Source organism: Streptomyces sp. NPDC088745, assembly GCF_044751045.1.
GTDB lineage: Bacteria > Actinomycetota > Actinomycetes > Streptomycetales > Streptomycetaceae > Streptomyces > Streptomyces cremeus.
Genome location: NZ_JBIVLB010000001.1, coordinates 769,260 through 784,020 on the forward strand (window position 1 = coordinate 769,260; position 14,761 = coordinate 784,020).

Annotated in this window: 11 protein-coding genes; 2 read left to right on the forward strand and 9 right to left on the reverse strand. The window is 70.3% G+C overall.

The window, feature by feature from the left end; genetic code table 11:
• Positions 1–348: 348 nt before the first annotated feature.
• Positions 349–966, forward strand: coding sequence for a GNAT family N-acetyltransferase (locus tag ACIP93_RS03515; RefSeq protein ID WP_401755192.1), 618 nt, complete (start codon positions 349–351; stop codon positions 964–966).
• Positions 967–1,034: 68 nt separating this feature from the next.
• Here the strand turns inward: ACIP93_RS03515 and trxA are convergent, their stop codons facing one another.
• From trxA to ACIP93_RS03550, 7 genes are all read right to left on the reverse strand, one after another.
• Positions 1,035–1,367 carry a thioredoxin gene (gene trxA, locus ACIP93_RS03520; protein ID WP_401755195.1) on the reverse strand — a complete coding sequence of 111 codons (333 nt, stop codon included), beginning with the start codon at positions 1,365–1,367 and terminating at the stop codon, positions 1,035–1,037.
• A gap of 43 nt (positions 1,368–1,410) precedes the next feature.
• Positions 1,411–2,385 (reverse strand): thioredoxin-disulfide reductase, encoded by a 975-nt coding sequence (trxB, locus tag ACIP93_RS03525; protein WP_345220894.1) that lies wholly within the window; start codon positions 2,383–2,385, stop codon positions 1,411–1,413.
• 124 nt (positions 2,386–2,509) lie between these two features.
• On the reverse strand, positions 2,510–3,436 hold the full coding sequence (locus tag ACIP93_RS03530) for a hypothetical protein (RefSeq protein ID WP_401755199.1): 927 nt from the start codon (positions 3,434–3,436) through the stop codon (positions 2,510–2,512).
• Positions 3,433–4,137, reverse strand: coding sequence for an RNA polymerase sigma factor SigM (sigM, locus tag ACIP93_RS03535; RefSeq protein ID WP_401755202.1), 705 nt, complete (start codon positions 4,135–4,137; stop codon positions 3,433–3,435). Before sigM ends, ACIP93_RS03530 begins: the two co-directional genes overlap by 4 nt.
• A 30-nt stretch (positions 4,138–4,167) precedes the next feature.
• Positions 4,168–5,904: a protein kinase family protein gene (locus tag ACIP93_RS03540; protein WP_345220887.1), complete on the reverse strand. Its 1,737-nt coding sequence runs from the start codon at positions 5,902–5,904 to the stop codon at positions 4,168–4,170.
• Between the two features lie 120 nt (positions 5,905–6,024).
• The gene (gene murJ / locus ACIP93_RS03545; protein WP_345220884.1) at positions 6,025–8,175 is read right to left on the reverse strand and encodes a murein biosynthesis integral membrane protein MurJ; all 2,151 of its coding nucleotides are present in this window, start codon (positions 8,173–8,175) and stop codon (positions 6,025–6,027) included.
• A 52-nt stretch (positions 8,176–8,227) separates the two neighbouring features.
• Positions 8,228–10,543 (reverse strand): DUF6049 family protein, encoded by a 2,316-nt coding sequence (locus tag ACIP93_RS03550; RefSeq protein WP_401755207.1) that lies wholly within the window; start codon positions 10,541–10,543, stop codon positions 8,228–8,230.
• 181 nt (positions 10,544–10,724) lie between these two features.
• Between ACIP93_RS03550 and ACIP93_RS03555 the strand changes: the two genes are divergently transcribed.
• Positions 10,725–12,191: a CCA tRNA nucleotidyltransferase gene (locus ACIP93_RS03555; protein ID WP_345220879.1), complete on the forward strand. Its 1,467-nt coding sequence runs from the start codon at positions 10,725–10,727 to the stop codon at positions 12,189–12,191.
• Between the two features lie 104 nt (positions 12,192–12,295).
• Here ACIP93_RS03555 and ACIP93_RS03560 read toward each other — a convergent pair whose 3' ends face one another.
• Together ACIP93_RS03560 and ACIP93_RS03565 are read right to left on the reverse strand one after the other, a co-directional pair.
• On the reverse strand, positions 12,296–13,579 hold the full coding sequence (locus tag ACIP93_RS03560; protein ID WP_401755210.1) for an MFS transporter: 1,284 nt from the start codon (positions 13,577–13,579) through the stop codon (positions 12,296–12,298).
• 84 nt (positions 13,580–13,663) lie between these two features.
• Positions 13,664–14,746 carry an inositol-3-phosphate synthase gene (locus tag ACIP93_RS03565; protein WP_345220875.1) on the reverse strand — a complete coding sequence of 361 codons (1,083 nt, stop codon included), beginning with the start codon at positions 14,744–14,746 and terminating at the stop codon, positions 13,664–13,666.
• Positions 14,747–14,761: the final 15 nt, after the last annotated feature.

Below are 14,761 nucleotides of genomic sequence, written 5' to 3' on the forward strand. Positions count from 1 at the left end.
CGGCCCCCCCGCCCCCCCCGGGGGGCCCCCCCCCCCGCCCCCCCCCCCCGGCGGGGGGGGGGGGGGGGGGGGGGGGGGGGCGGGGGCCCCCCCCCCCCCCCCCCGCCCTTTGCGCTGCGTCGGTACCCGTCCGATGGCCCGATGGATACGATGCCTCGTGGTACGGCGCATCCACTGTGATCCACCTCGGAGGGGGAACGGAGCCATGCGATCGGTGAGCCGGAGCCAACTGGTGACTGCGGGTCTGGGAATCGGCGCGGTCGGTGGATTCGTCGGCAGCCTGCTCCGGGAATGGAGCGCGCTGAGTGCCGCCCGCGGTGCGGCAGGCGAGGAAAGTGGGGAACGGCCTTGGGTCGTCGGCTCGTACCGCTCACGCTGGACAACCTTGCGGATCTTCCCCAGCGGTGTCGCGGTTGCGTCTTCTGGGAACTCGACCCCGTCCGCGGTGAAGCGGCGATAGAGGCGGGTCGGGCTGAGTCGGAGAAGGAGGCCTGGATCTCCGCGGTGCTCCTGGAGTGGGGGTCCTGCGGCCGGATCGTCTACGTGGACGAGGTCCCGGTGGGCTTCGTGATGTACGCGCCGCCGGCCTACGTGCCCCGGGCGACGGCGTTTCCCACCAGCCCGGTGTCGCCGGACGCCGTGCAGCTGATGACGTCCCTGATCGTGCCCGGCTACCAGGGGCAGGGGCTCGGGCGGGTGATGGTGCAGACCGTGGCGAAGGACCTGCTGGGGCGCGGCTTCAAGGCGATCGAGGCGTTCGGCGATGCCCGGTGGAAGGAGCCCGGGTGTCTGCTGCCCGCGGATCATCTGCTGTCGGTCGGCTTCAAGACGGTCCGCCCGCACCCCACTCATCCCCGCCTCAGACTGGAGTTGCGGACCGCGCTGTCCTGGAAGGAGGACGTGGAGCTGGCGCTGGACAAGCTGCTGGGGGTCGTGCAGAAGGATCCGGTGCTGCGGCCGCTCTAGGGAGAACGCGCGGAGGCCCACCCCGTGCGGGGTGGGCCTCCGTGTTTCACGTGAAACAGCGCCGGTGATTACTCACCGATGAAGGAGTCCAGGTCGCGGACGATCGCGGCCTTCGGCTTGGCGCCGACGATGGTCTTGGCGACCTCGCCGTTCTGGTAGACGTTCAGCGTCGGGATGGACATGACGCCGTACTTGGCAGCGGTGGCCGGGTTCTCGTCGATGTTGAGCTTGACGACCTCGATCTTGTCGCCGTGCTCGGCCGCGATGGCCTCCAACGAGGGGGCGATCTGACGGCACGGACCGCACCAGGCGGCCCAGAAGTCAACGAGGACGGGCTTGTCGCTCTTGAGGACGATCTCGTCGAAGGAGTCGTCGGTCACGTTCTTCAGGTCGCCGGCCACGGCGGCCTCCTTCACTGCTCAGGGGTGTGGGGTGGGGTGGGGTTCAGACAGCGGGGGTCTTCTCGGGCTCGGCCAGCTTCTCGCTGTCGGCGAGAGCCGCGAGGTAGCGCTCCGCGTCGAGCGCGGCGGAGCAGCCGGTGCCCGCGGCCGTGATGGCCTGCCGGTAGGTGTGGTCGACGACGTCACCTGCGGCGAAGACCCCGGGGAGGTTGGTGCGGGTCGAGGGGGCTTCGACCTTCACGTAGCCCTCGTCGTCCAGTTCGACCTGGCCCTTGAAGAGCTCGCTGCGCGGGTCGTGGCCGACGGCGATGAACAGGCCGGTCACGTCGAGCGGGGCGGTCTCGCCGGTCTTGGTGCTGCGCAGCGTGATCCCGGAGAGCTTCTGGTCGCCTTCGAGGGAAGCGGTCTCGCTGTCCCAGGCGAACTTGATCTTCGGGTCGGCGAAGGCGCGCTCCTGCATCGCCTTGGAGGCGCGCAGGGTGTCGCGGCGGTGGACGATGGTGACGGACTTCGCGAAGCGGGAGAGGAAGGTGGCCTCCTCCATCGCGGTGTCGCCGCCGCCCACCACGGCGATGTCGTGGTCCTTGAAGAAGAAGCCGTCGCAGGTGGCACACCAGGAGACGCCGCGTCCGGAGAGCGCGTCCTCCTGGGGCAGGCCCAGCTTGCGGTGCTGCGAACCGGTGGAGATGATCACGGCCTTGGCGCGGTGCACGGTGCCGGCGGTGTCGGTGACGGTCTTGATGTCGCCCTTGAGGTCCACCGAGACGATGTCGTCGGGGATCAGCTCGGCACCGAAGCGCTCGGCCTGGGCGCGCATGCTGTCCATCAGGTCCGGGCCCATGATGCCGTCACGGAAGCCGGGGAAGTTCTCGACCTCGGTGGTGTTCATCAGGGCACCGCCTGCGGTGACAGCGCCTTCGAACACCAGCGGCTTCAGCGACGCGCGCGCGGTGTACAGCGCGGCGGTGTAGCCGGCCGGCCCGGAGCCAATGATGATCACGTTACGGACGTCGCTCACGGGTTTCTTCCTCGTCTCTGCAGACTGCTTACTGCCAACCGGGGCCCGGTCTGAACCTTTCACCCCACCCAACGGATACTACGGGGCTGGCATTCCCGAGCCGGACGTCCGCTTTGCGCGCGGGTCAGCCGCGGGGGTAGCCATGCGTCAGCAGCAGCTCGCCCTTGCCCGCGGGCGCCGTCTTCACACAGGCCGCGTCCACGACGTACGCCTGGACCTGCTTGGGGTCGGACGTGTGCGGGAGCAGGAGGAGGAAGGCCTGCTTGCCCTCGTAGGAGCCCTGCTTGGCGGCGAGCGGGGCGTCGGACCTGCCGGTGCCCTGCTGCACGCAGGCGGGGACGGCGACGGTCTGCACCGCGAAGGGCGTCTTCTCCTGGACGTCGACCGAGGGGGCGTTCTTGTCGCTCCGCACCGGCTTGGGAGGGTCCAGCAGAGCATCCACCTGTGTTTCCAGCGGGGTGCCGGCGAACTGCGGGGTCTGGGCCTTGGCTGCGTTCGGATGGTCGGCGTCGTTGCCGTCGGCCGGAAGGTTCTGGACGAGCAGGGCGCCCAGGCCCAGGGCTGCGGCACCCAGTACGGCGCTCCACACGGCACGGCGCCGTGGCGTGCGCTGGGAGGAGCGGCCGGGGCCGGTCGTTCCACGAGCGCGGCCCGCGGGGCGGCCTGCGGCCGACCGGGCAGGAGTCTGTGTTGTTTCACGTGAAACATCGCCTGTTGCCGTTTCACGTGAAACATCGGCGGCCGTCGTTTCACGTGAAACACCGTGGGCCGTGTCGGAGCTCGCTCCGGGGGCCGTGGAGTCCAGCAGGGCTTCAGCGGCGAGGGCGGCGTCGATGCGGCCGGCGATGTCGGCGGGCATCCGCTGCGGCCCCGGCAGTGTGCCGAGCAGTCCGCGGATCTCCTCCAGGGACAGCTGGACGTCGGCGCACAGCTCGCAGTCGTCGACGTGACGGCGTACGTCCTGAGCGCGGGACGGCGACAGCAGCCCCTCCGTGAGATCGGAGATCTCCGCGACATCCGGGTGCTGAGCCGTTCCGGTCGTGGATGTCACGCGCGCCCACCTCCGCCCTTCACAGCGGCAGGACCGTTCGGCCCTGCGTCCCTCGGTTCCGTTGCCGGTGGGACGGATGTCCCCGGCCTCCGGTTCCTTCCCCCTCCGCGGTCCTCGTTACCCCCGGTTCCGCTGCGCAGATGAGTGAGAAGAGGAAGGAGCCTGGCGCGGCCGCGTGCGCAGCGGCTTTTCACTGTTCCGGTGGGGACGTCGAGGACGCGCGCGGCCTCGGCCACCGGATATCCCTGCATGTCCACGAGGACGAGTGCGGCTCTCTGCTCGGCCGGGAGGGTACGCAGCGCGGCCAGGAGTTCACGGTGCAGGTCCTGGCGTTCGGCGGGGGCCTCGGCGGACTCGTGGGGCTCCAGGAGCTGATCGAGCCGGTCGGCGTCGTCCACGGGCGAGGTCTTGCGGGAGGCGGCCTTGCGGGCGCGGTCCAGGCAGGCGTTCACGGTTATCCGGTGCAGCCAGGTGGTGACGGCGGACTGGCCGCGGAAGGTGTGGGCGGCCCGGTAGGCGGAGACCAGGGCGTCCTGCACCGCGTCGGCGGCCTCCTCCCGGTCGCCGAGCGTGCGCAGGGCCACGGCCCACAGCCGGTCGCGGTGGCGGCGTACGAGTTCACCGAAGGCGTCGGGGTCTCCTCCGACGTGCTGGGCCAGGAGTTCCTGGTCGTCGGCATCGCGCAGTGTGACCTCGTCCAACGGTGAGCCCCCTTCCCCCCGGCGGCTGAGTCAGCCTGTGAACTTCACATCGGTTATGGCCTGCTTGTACCCGGCGTCGCTGTACTGGTCGTAGGGAGCCTGCGGCATGGCCGTGATCCACACAAGTACGTACCGGGTCTTCACAGGAGACTTTGCCCGCAGGGCGGCCGTCTTGCCCTCGGTCTCCGTGGAGGCGAACTTCTTCATCGAGTCCAGAGGGGTCGACGAGGAGAGGGACTTCGCGGCGTACAGGGAGATGGCGGTCTTGTTGCCGCTGTAGTTCAGCTGTATCGACGCGGTCGACACGTCCTTGGCCTCGCCGAGGTCGTAGACGATGCCGACGCCCTGCTTGAACGGGGCGAGTACCGGACCGCCCTTGAAGGAGTAGGAGCGCCAGTACGTCGAGCTGTCGCCGTCGTAGGTCTTGTCGACGTCCTCGGGGTGCTGCGCCTTGCCGTCCGGGTAGTACTCACGGGCGTCCTTGATCGCGACTGGCCCGGCGGGCCTGGGCTTCTCGTTGCCGCCCTGGTTGGTGGTGATCTCCGTGGGTTCGGCCACTTTGTTGCGGTCCAGGAGCGTGTCGGCGAGCTGCCAGCTCCCGAGGCCGAGGGCGGCGATCAGGAGGGAGGCGACACCCCACTTGAGGGCCCGGCCGGTACGGCTCTGCAGAGGACGGGGCGGCGGCTGCACGGGCTGCGGGGCGGCGGCGGGCCCTGGCTGCGGACGCCCGTAGGCGCCCTGCTGGTACGTGGTGCGCTGGTACTCGGGACGGGGGGCGAACTCGGGCTCCGGCGGGCGGACGCGCGGCATCGCCGCCACCGCCTTGGCCAGCTCGTCGGGGGTCGTGCAGGGCGGTTCCTGCCGGGACGCGGTCGCGCCGTCGTTGGCCAGAGCCCGCATGGCGAGCTCGGACAGGCCCCGGTGGACGCCGGCCCGCACCTGGTCGGGGGCGATCAGCCCGATGCCCTTGGGGAGCCCGGTGAGGCCGTAGGCGTCGCTCTCGTACGGCCAGCGCTGGGTCAGCGACGCGTACAGCAGGGCGCCGATGGCCTCGGTGTCTTCGAGCTGCGGGCGCTCGGAGGTGATGCCGCGCAGGGCGGCGCTGACCGCGAGGCCGCGGATGCGGTACTGGCCGGTGGAGGTGCGCAGGACGGCGTTCGGGGTGAGCTGGAGGTGGGCCAGGCCCTCGCGGTGGGCGGCGGCCATGGCCTGGGAGACCTGGCTGACCAGCTGGTACGCGTCGTGCGGTTCCAGCGGGCCGGAGGCGAGGACGGCGGTCAGCTCGGTGGCGTCGGGCAGCCACTCGTGGACGACGTAGACGAGGTCGTTCTCCTCGACGGCGTCCAGGACCTGCACGAAGCGGGGGTCGCCCAGCAGTGCGGAGGCGCGGGCCGCGGCGAGCACGGAACGGGCCCGGGCATGGTCTGCGGGCAGCAGGTGGACCCCGACGGCCCGGCGCAGCTTCTCGTCGACGGCCCGCCAGCTGCTGAAGCCGTCGAGCCGGGTGAGGCACTCCTCCAGTCGGTAGCGTCTGGCCAGCTTGTGGCCGCTGTGGAGTTCGGGCGCGACGATCGCGGACTCCGTGCCCTTCTTCGTACCGGGCTCGTCCTGCGTGCTCATCTCCGGTGTGTCCTGGCCTTCCGCCACCCCGTCGGCCGTGGCCCCGTCCGCACAGGCGGTGACCGGTCCTGCTCCGCCGGGGGCGGGAGTGGGACCGTCACCGCTGTTGTCGGCCACGTCGACGGCAGCCGTGCTACGTTCCGCCACCGTCGTTCCTGCCTCCCCATTCGTTGCGCGCTGCTGTGCAGCCCTGCCAATTGTGCCCACAGTCCGCCGCCGCGCACGACATGCGGCGGCGGGCGGGAGCGCCCCGGGCGCTTCGCCGGCTCAGCGGCCGAGGCGTCCGCGGACCATGCCGACCAGGGCGTTGAGTTCCGCGATGCGCATCTTCTTCGCCGCGACGAAGAAGACTCCGAGCAGGACCGCACCGCCGACTACCAGCGCCGCGATCGAACCGAGGACCCCCTTGCCGAGGGCCTGGGAGAGCGCGTACCCCACTCCACCGGCAAGCATGGCTGCGGGAATCGAGGCGATCGCGAGACGTGCGTACGTACGGAGGACGTTCGCGCCGTCCAGGTCGCCGCCCAGCCGCTTGCGCAGCCGCTGCCAGGCGATGCCGACACCGATGGCGTAGGCGAGGCCGTAGGCGGCCGCCATGCCGGTGACGGCCCAGCGGTCGGGCAGCAGCAGGTAGCACAGGGCCGAGGCGCCGGCGTTGACGGCGGCGACGATGACCGTGTTGTAGAAGGGGGTGCGGGTGTCCTCGTACGCGTAGAAGGCGCGCAGGACGACGTACTGCACGGAGTAGGGGATCAGGCCGAGGCCGAAGGCCATCAGCATGTACCCCATGTTCGTGGCGGCGGTGATGCCCGAGGAGCCGAAGATCAGGGTGCAGATCGGCACGCCGAGGGAGAGGAAGGCGAAGGCGATCGGGACGATGGCCACAGCGGTGGTGCGCAGCCCCTGCGAGATGTCGTCGCGGACGGCGCCCGCGTCGTTCTCGTTGGCCGAACGCGAGAGCCTCGGCAGCAGGGCGGCCATCAGGGAGACGGTGATGATGGCCTGCGGGAGGCCCCAGATCAGCTGGGCGTTGGCGTAGGCGGCGAAACCGATGCCCTCGCCGTGCTTGCCGACGGCGGCGGTGGCGAGCTGGATGACGACGACCGCGCCGACCTGGTTGGCGAGGACGAACAGGATCGTCCACTTGGCCAGCTTGGCCGCCTTGCCGAGGCCCTGGCCCTTCCAGTCGAAGCGCGGACGCAGCTTGAAACCGGTCTCGCGCAGGTACGGGATCATCGCCAGGGCCTGCACGACCAGGCCCAGCAGGACGCCGACGCCCAGCAGGCGCTCGCCCTCCGGCGGGATCGTCGAGACGGTCATTCCGGAGCTCGCCGAGGTGCCGTACACCCAGATGAACATGCCGAGGGTGGCGATGATGACGATGTTGTTGAGGACCGGGGTCCACATCATGGCGCCGAACTTGCCGCGCGTGTTGAGGATCTGGCCCATCACCACGTGAACGCCCATGAAGAAGATCGTGGGCAGGAAGTAGCGCAGCAGGGTCACCGCGACGTCGTTGGACTCCGGGTTGCTGGAGATCGGCACCGACAGGAAGCGCACCAGCAGCGGCGCGAAGACCATCGCGAGGGCGGTGAGCGCGCCGAGTGCGACCGTGACCAGCGTCAGCAGGCGGTTGGCGTACGCTTCGCCGCCGTCGGCGTCGTCCTTCATGGCCCGCACCAGTTGCGGTACGAAGACGGAGTTGAGGCCGCCGCCGACGGTGAGGATGTAGATCATCGTCGGCAGTTGGTAGGCCACCTGGAAGGTGTCGCCGAGCAGACCCGCACCGAGCGCCGCGATGATCAGCGCGGAGCGGATGAAGCCGGTGAGGCGGGAGACCATGGTGCCCATGGCCATGACGGCGCTGGACTTCACGAGGCCCGCCGCGCGGCCCGCGGGCTTCTTGGGCGCGACAGGCGGGGCCGCCTGCGGTTCCGGGGCCGCCGGGGCGGGGATTCCCGGGGTCTGCTGGTCGCGGTAGAGGTGCGCGAAGGCGTCCTTCTCCGGCTGCTCGTCCTGGGCGGCCCGGGTCACCAGGTCGTCGACGCCGGTGAACTGCACGGTGCGGGCGTCGTCCCCGTACGGCAGGTGGCGGGACGGGCCGTCCGGCTCGGGCGGCGGGGTCTGGGCCCACACCCTGGGGTCCGGGGCGTGCCGGGGCGCGGCGGGCTGCTGGTAGAGCGGAGGGGTGTCCGGGTAGGTGCCGGGCGGCGGCGGGGGGTGCGCGGCGCGGTCGTAGAGCGCCTCGGTCACCGGGTCCTGGGCGGAGAGGTCCTGCGACCGGTAGGGGTCGTGGTCGTAGGCGGAGCGGAGGTACGGGTCGTCCGGGGCGTCCGGTGCGGGCTGCTGCGGCGGGGCGTGGCCCGCCGCATCGCCGCCCGCGCGCTGGCCGCGGTCACCGTCGTACGGCGCGTTCATTGCAACCCCACCTCATCGTCCCCGGCCGACGGCCGCGACATCATGACATCGCTCAACGGTCCACTTTCTCACCCGTGGCCTTGGGCTCCCCGCTTTCCGGACCGGTGTCCGCGGGCGGATCACTCGGCTGCTCGGGGTTCTCGTCCTGATCCGTGCCGTCCTCGGGGACCTCGTCCCGGGCGGCGGCGCGCTTGCGCTGCGAGTACATCTTGATTCCGGCGAGCACCAGCAGGAGCACACCTCCGGCGATCACCAGCATGATCGTCGGGGTGACCTCGTTGACCTTGACCGTGAACTGCATCGGCGGGCCGTACGGCGTGTTGTCCTCGGTGAACAACTGCGCGACGACCTGGACCTTGCCGTTGGCGTTGGCGGTCGTGGGGATCTTCACGGACTGGCTGTGCCCGCCGCGGACCTTGATCGGCACACGGGTCTCCGCCTGGCCCTCGCCCTCGCCCAGCTTGAGCCGGGTCGGCATGGTCGAGCGGAGGCGCAGCACCAGGTGGTCGACGTCCTGCACCAGCTTGTTCTGCACCGTCACCGGGATCGTCGCGCTGCGGCCCGAAAGGGTCGCCGTGGACTTCTCGATCAGATTGACTTCCTCGGTGAGGGCCAGCAGATAGCCCTGGACGTCCTCCCGGTAGGCGCCCGCGGCGGTGTCCTTGCCGCGCCAGGAGGTCGACATCTCGCGGTTTATGGCGTTGCCGAACGGGGTGACCACCCGCTCCGGCCGGGTCAGGACCACCTTGAACTGGTCCAGCCGCTGCTGGGTGGCCTTGATGGTCTCGAAGGCGGAGGTCGGGAGCTCCCGGTCGCGCAGCTCCTCCGGATAGGCAGCGGAACCGGGCACCCGGGTGGTGGCGCCGGGGTCCGGCTTGGCCTTGGCCGCGGCCTCCAGGTCGAGGGGCTGCGTCCAGCGCCCGGCGCTCAGTGCGCGCAGGGCGGCGGCCATCGTCTGGACCTGGGTGACGCTGGGCATGCGCTGGGGCGCGACGACGATGCTGCGCTGCTTGTCCTCGTCCTGCAGGGTCAGCGCCAGGGTGTGGGCGAGGAACTGCTGGACGGCGCGCGTCGAGTTCTCCGCCCGGGACATGTCGCCCTGGAAAACGGTGGAGAGCCGCGCGTCGGCGACGACGGCGGTGCGTCCCGCGCCGATGGGACGGACGGCGGTCGGCGTGTAGCGGAGGTTGCCGCCCTCACCCAGGCTGTCACTGCGGGCGATCACGTGGTGGGCGCCCGCGGAGGTGGCCGCGTTGACGATCGCCGGGTCGACGGCCCCCTCCACCGGCCAGGCGAAGTCGGTGGACGGCTTCACGTGCAGGATCGAGTCCACGGTGATCACGGCGGCCTCGGTGGCCCGCTGGAGCTGGTTGAGGGAACCGGGGACCTGCTTGCCGCGGTGGGCGAGCGAGGCCAGGTCGGGGTCGGCGAAGGGCAGCGCGACCACCTTCTGGTCCTTCACCGCCTTCTCCAGCGAGTTCAGCCAGTCCTTGGCGACGTTCCGGTTCTCGCGGGTGCCGGCGGACGTGCTGCCGGTCGCCTTGTCCTTGACCGTGTAGCCCTTCACCATCGCTTCGACGGTGGCGAGCAGGTCGGGGTCGATCACCCAGGTCACGGGCAGTTCGTTGCCGAGCGAGACGAGCTGCTCCAACCGCCCGCCGGGAGCGAGCTCCCTGGCCAGGTCGTCGTTCTCGAAGACGGGGGTCTGCTGCTCGTCGGAGCCCGTCTCCGCGGACAGCCGGGTCGTGGAGATCAGCGGCCACAGGTAGGTGAGCTGCGTCTTCTGCTGCGCCGGGCTGCTCTGCCAGGGAAGGAAGGTGCGCTCGACGCCGAGCACCCGCTCGGTGCTGCGTCCCCTGGTCTTTCCGGAGAGAGTCACGCCGAGCTGGTAGACGCCGGGGTCGTCGAGGTCGAGCTTGTCGACGGGGACGGCCAGGCTGAAGTCCTTGCTTATCCCCGGCGCCAGTTCGGGGATCTTGACGACGTACGTCTCCAGCTCGTCCGGCTCGACGCTCTCGACGAAGCCGGTACGGTCCGCCGCGGTGTCGAGCTGCGTGCGGCCGGAGAGCGGCTTGCCGACGCGCAGACCGACATGAGCCTCCGTGACGGGGGTACGGCTCTTGTTGGTCACCGTGCCGGAGAGGGTCACGGTGTCGCCCTTCACCGGGGCCGCGGGAGACAGCGAGTCCAGCGACACGTCCACGGTGCGTGACCCCGAGGCCTCTTCCGCGGCCTGAGCGGCCGGTGCGGGCGGCAACTGTGCCGTCGCCGCCAGAAGCGGCGCTCCGACCAGCAGGGATGCCGCGCGCAGGGCCCATCGGCGGGCAGGAGAGGGAGTCATCCCCTGAAAGTCTGCCGCCTCGGCCACGCGCCCGCCCGTCCCTGTTCGTTGGCTGCCGTTGATGGTTGTCCGGTTGCTGCGTCCACGCATGGTAACGATGCGCGCGGCACCGAAGTGCCGCGGACCGTGCCACGTGATCGCACGAGTCTCTCAGGGGCCCGGAAAACGAGGACATCGCGCCCGGCGGGGGCACGTACCCTTTTCTGTTGTGCCGAACGCCAACGAAGACCACTCCAGCGCCCTGAGCCAGGTGCAGCACCGCGCAGTCAGTGAACTGCTGCGGGTCTCACCCGTCGCCGACGACCTCGCCCGCCGTTTCCAGGAGGCGGGCTTCAGCCTCGCCCTGGTCGGGGGTTCGGTCCGGGACGCGCTCCTGGGCCGGCTCGGCAACGACCTGGACTTCACCACCGATGCCCGCCCCGAGGACGTACTGAAGATCGTCAGGCCGTGGGCGGACGCCGTGTGGGAGGTCGGAATCGCCTTCGGGACGGTCGGGTGCCAGAAGAACGCCCGCGTCGGAGAAACCGATGTGAGCTTCCTCGTCGAGGTCACGACGTACCGCTCCGAGGCGTACGACCGGACCTCGCGCAAGCCCGAGGTGTCCTACGGCGACTCCATCGAGGAGGACCTGGTCCGCCGCGACTTCACGGTGAACGCCATGGCCGTCGCCCTTCCCGAGAAGGAGTTCGTCGACCCGCACGGCGGACTGGAGGACCTCTCGGCGAAGGTGCTGCGCACGCCGGGCACCCCCCAGGACTCCTTCTCCGACGACCCGCTGCGGATGCTGCGCGCCGCCCGCTTCGCCGCCCAGCTCGACTTCGAGGTCGCTCCCGAGGTCGTCGCCGCGATGACCGCGATGGCGGAGCGCATCGAGATCGTCTCCGCCGAGCGGGTGCGCGACGAGCTCAACAAGCTGCTGCTGTCCGCGCACCCCGCCAAGGGTCTGTCGCTGCTCGTCGACACCGGACTGGCCGCGCACGTTCTTCCCGAGCTGCCCGCGCTGCGCCTGGAGAGCGACGAGCACCACCGGCACAAGGACGTCTACGAGCACTCCCTGATCGTCCTCCAGCAGGCCATCGACCTGGAGGAGGACGGCCCGGACCTGGTCCTGCGGCTGGCCGCGCTGCTGCACGACATCGGCAAGCCGCGCACCCGCCGCTTCGAGAAGGACGGCCGTGTCTCCTTCCACCACCACGAAGTGGTCGGCGCGAAGATGGCCAAGAAGCGGATGACCGCGCTGAAGTACTCCAACGACATGATCAAGGACGTGTCGAAGCTGGTGGAGCTGCACCTGCGCTTCCACGGCTACGGCACCGGTGAGTGGACCGACTCGGCCGTCCGCCGGTACGTGCGCGACGCGGGCCCGCTCGTGGAGCGACTGCACAAGCTGACCCGTTCGGACTGCACCACCCGCAACAAGCGCAAGGCCGCCGCGCTCTCCCGGGCGTACGACGGGCTGGAGGAGCGCATCGCGCAGCTCCAGGAGCAGGAGGAGCTGGACTCGATCCGGCCCGACCTGGACGGCAACCAGATCATGGAGATCCTGGGCATCCGTCCCGGCCCCGCGATCGGCAAGGCCTACCAGTTCCTGCTCGAACTGCGGCTGGAGAACGGGCCGATGGAACACGACGACGCGGTCGCCGCGCTCAAGGAGTGGTGGGCCCAGCAGGACTGAGGGGCTGTCGCACGGGCCGATGTTTCACGTGAAACATCGGCCCGTCTTCGTGTGCGGCGACGGATGCTCCTCGTGCGTCGGCAAGCGGTGTTTCACGTGAAACATCACGCGCGCTCCCTCTGCCGGTTCCACCGGAACAGCGCCGCCGCCACCGCCGCGTACAGGACCGCGACCCCCAGAACCAGGGCCGCCGAGCGTCCGTCCGTCGGCAGGACCAGGGCGGCCGTCGCCGCCGCGCCGACGAAGGCGACGTTGAAGAGCACGTCGTAGAGCGAGAAGACCCGGCCCCGATAGGCGTCGTCCACCGCGGACTGCACGACCGTGTCGGTGGCGATCTTCGGGCCCTGGGTGACGAGCCCCAGCACGAAGGCGCCGATCAGAACCGGTACGGGCGAGAACGACAGCCACAGTGCCGGCACGAGGACGGCGGCCGAGGCGGTGCACACCACCATCCAGCCGTACGGGCCCCACCGTTTCGCGGCCCACGGGGTGAGCACGGCCGCGGTGAAGAAACCCGCGCCGGAGAGCCCGGCGGCCAGGCCGAGCAGCGCCAGACCGTCGGCTCCGCCGGAACGGGCGGGCTCCTCGGTCCAGGCATACCGGCAGAGCATCAGGACCGTGACCGTCAACGCGCCGAAGCAGAAGCGCAGCACGGTCATCGACGCCAGCGCACGGACGGCGGAGCGGTGTTCGCGCAGATGCCGCAGACCGTCGCGCAGTCCGTACGCCGTGGAGGCGAGCGCGGCACCGAGCCTGGGCTGCCGCAGTTCGGGTTCGGGCCCCAGCAGTTCCCGGTTCATGCGCAGTGAGGCCAGCGCCGAGCAGAGGTAGAGGACCGCGCCCAGCAGGACGACCACGGCGTCGGAGTCCGAGCCGAGCAGCCGTACGCCGAAGGCGAGCCCGCCGCCGAGCGTGGCGGCGAGGGTGCCGGCGGTCGGCGAGAGGGAGTTGGCGATGACCAGGCGATCGGCGTCGACCACCCGGGGCAGGGCGGCCGAGAGCCCGGACAGGACGAAGCGGTTGACGGCGGTGACCGACAGGGCGGAGGCGTAGAAGATCCAGTCCGGGGCGGATCCGACGATGAGCAGGGCGGTGCAGGCGGCGAGGACCGCGCGCAGCACATTGCCGTACAGGAAGACCTGGCGACGGCTCCAGCGGTCGAGGAGGACCCCGGCGAAGGGGCCGACCACCGAGTACGGCAGCAGGAGCACCGCCATGGCGGAGGCGATCGCGGCGGGCGAGGTCTGCTTCTCCGGTGAGAACACGACGTACGCGGCGAGGGCGACCTGGTAGACGCCGTCCGCGGACTGGGAGAGCAGCCGCACGCTCAGCAGGCGCCGGAAGTCGGGCAGGCGCAGCAGCACTCGTAGATCACGCACGACGGACATGCGAGCAAGAGTCACACACGGCGGACACGAGGAGGGGCCCGGGCAGTAGCTGCCCGGGCCCCTCCTCGTGGAGGACGGTGGTGCTTAGCGCTCGACCTCGCCCTTGATGAACTTCTCGACGTTCTCGTAGGCCTCGTCGTCGAAGTACTGCACCGGCGGCGACTTCATGAAGTACGAGGACGCGGAGAGGATCGGGCCGCCGATGCCGCGGTCCTTGGCGATCTTGGCGGCGCGCACCGCGTCGATGATGACGCCCGCGGAGTTCGGGGAGTCCCACACTTCGAGCTTGTACTCGAGGTTCAGCGGGACGTCGCCGAAGGCACGGCCCTCCAGGCGGACGTACGCCCACTTGCGGTCGTCGAGCCAGGCGACGTAGTCGGAGGGGCCGATGTGGACGTTGTTGTCGCCCAGCTCGCGGTCGCGGATCTGCGAGGTGACGGCCTGCGTCTTGGAGACCTTCTTGGACTCCAGGCGGTCGCGCTCCAGCATGTTCTTGAAGTCCATGTTGCCGCCGACGTTCAGCTGCATGGTGCGCTCCAGGCGCACACCGCGGTCCTCGAAGAGCTTCGCCATGACGCGGTGCGTGATGGTGGCGCCGACCTGCGACTTGATGTCGTCGCCGACGATCGGGACGCCCGCCTCGGTGAACTTGTCCGCCCACTCCTTGGTGCCGGCGATGAAGACCGGGAGGGCGTTGACGAAGGCGACCTTGGCGTCGATGGCGCACTGGGCGTAGAACTTCGCCGCGTCCTCGGAGCCGACCGGGAGGTAGCAGACCAGGACGTCGGCCTGGGCGTCCTTCAGGGCCTGGACGACGTCGACCGGCTCCTGCTCCGACTCCTCGATGGTCAGGCGGTAGTACTTGCCCAGACCGTCGAGGGTGTGGCCGCGCTGCACGGTGACGCCGGTCGGCGGCACGTCGCAGATCTTGATGGTGTTGTTCTCGCTGGCGCCGATGGCGTCCGCGAGGTCGAGACCGACCTTCTTGGCGTCGACGTCGAAGGCGGCCACGAACTCCACGTCCTTGACGTGGTAGTCGCCGAACTGGACGTGCATCAGACCGGGCACGCGAGCGTCCGGGTCAGCGTCCTTGTAGTACTCGACGCCCTGGACCAGCGACGCAGAGCAGTTGCCCACGCCGACGATGGCTACGCGAACGGAACCCATTGACGGTTGCTCCCT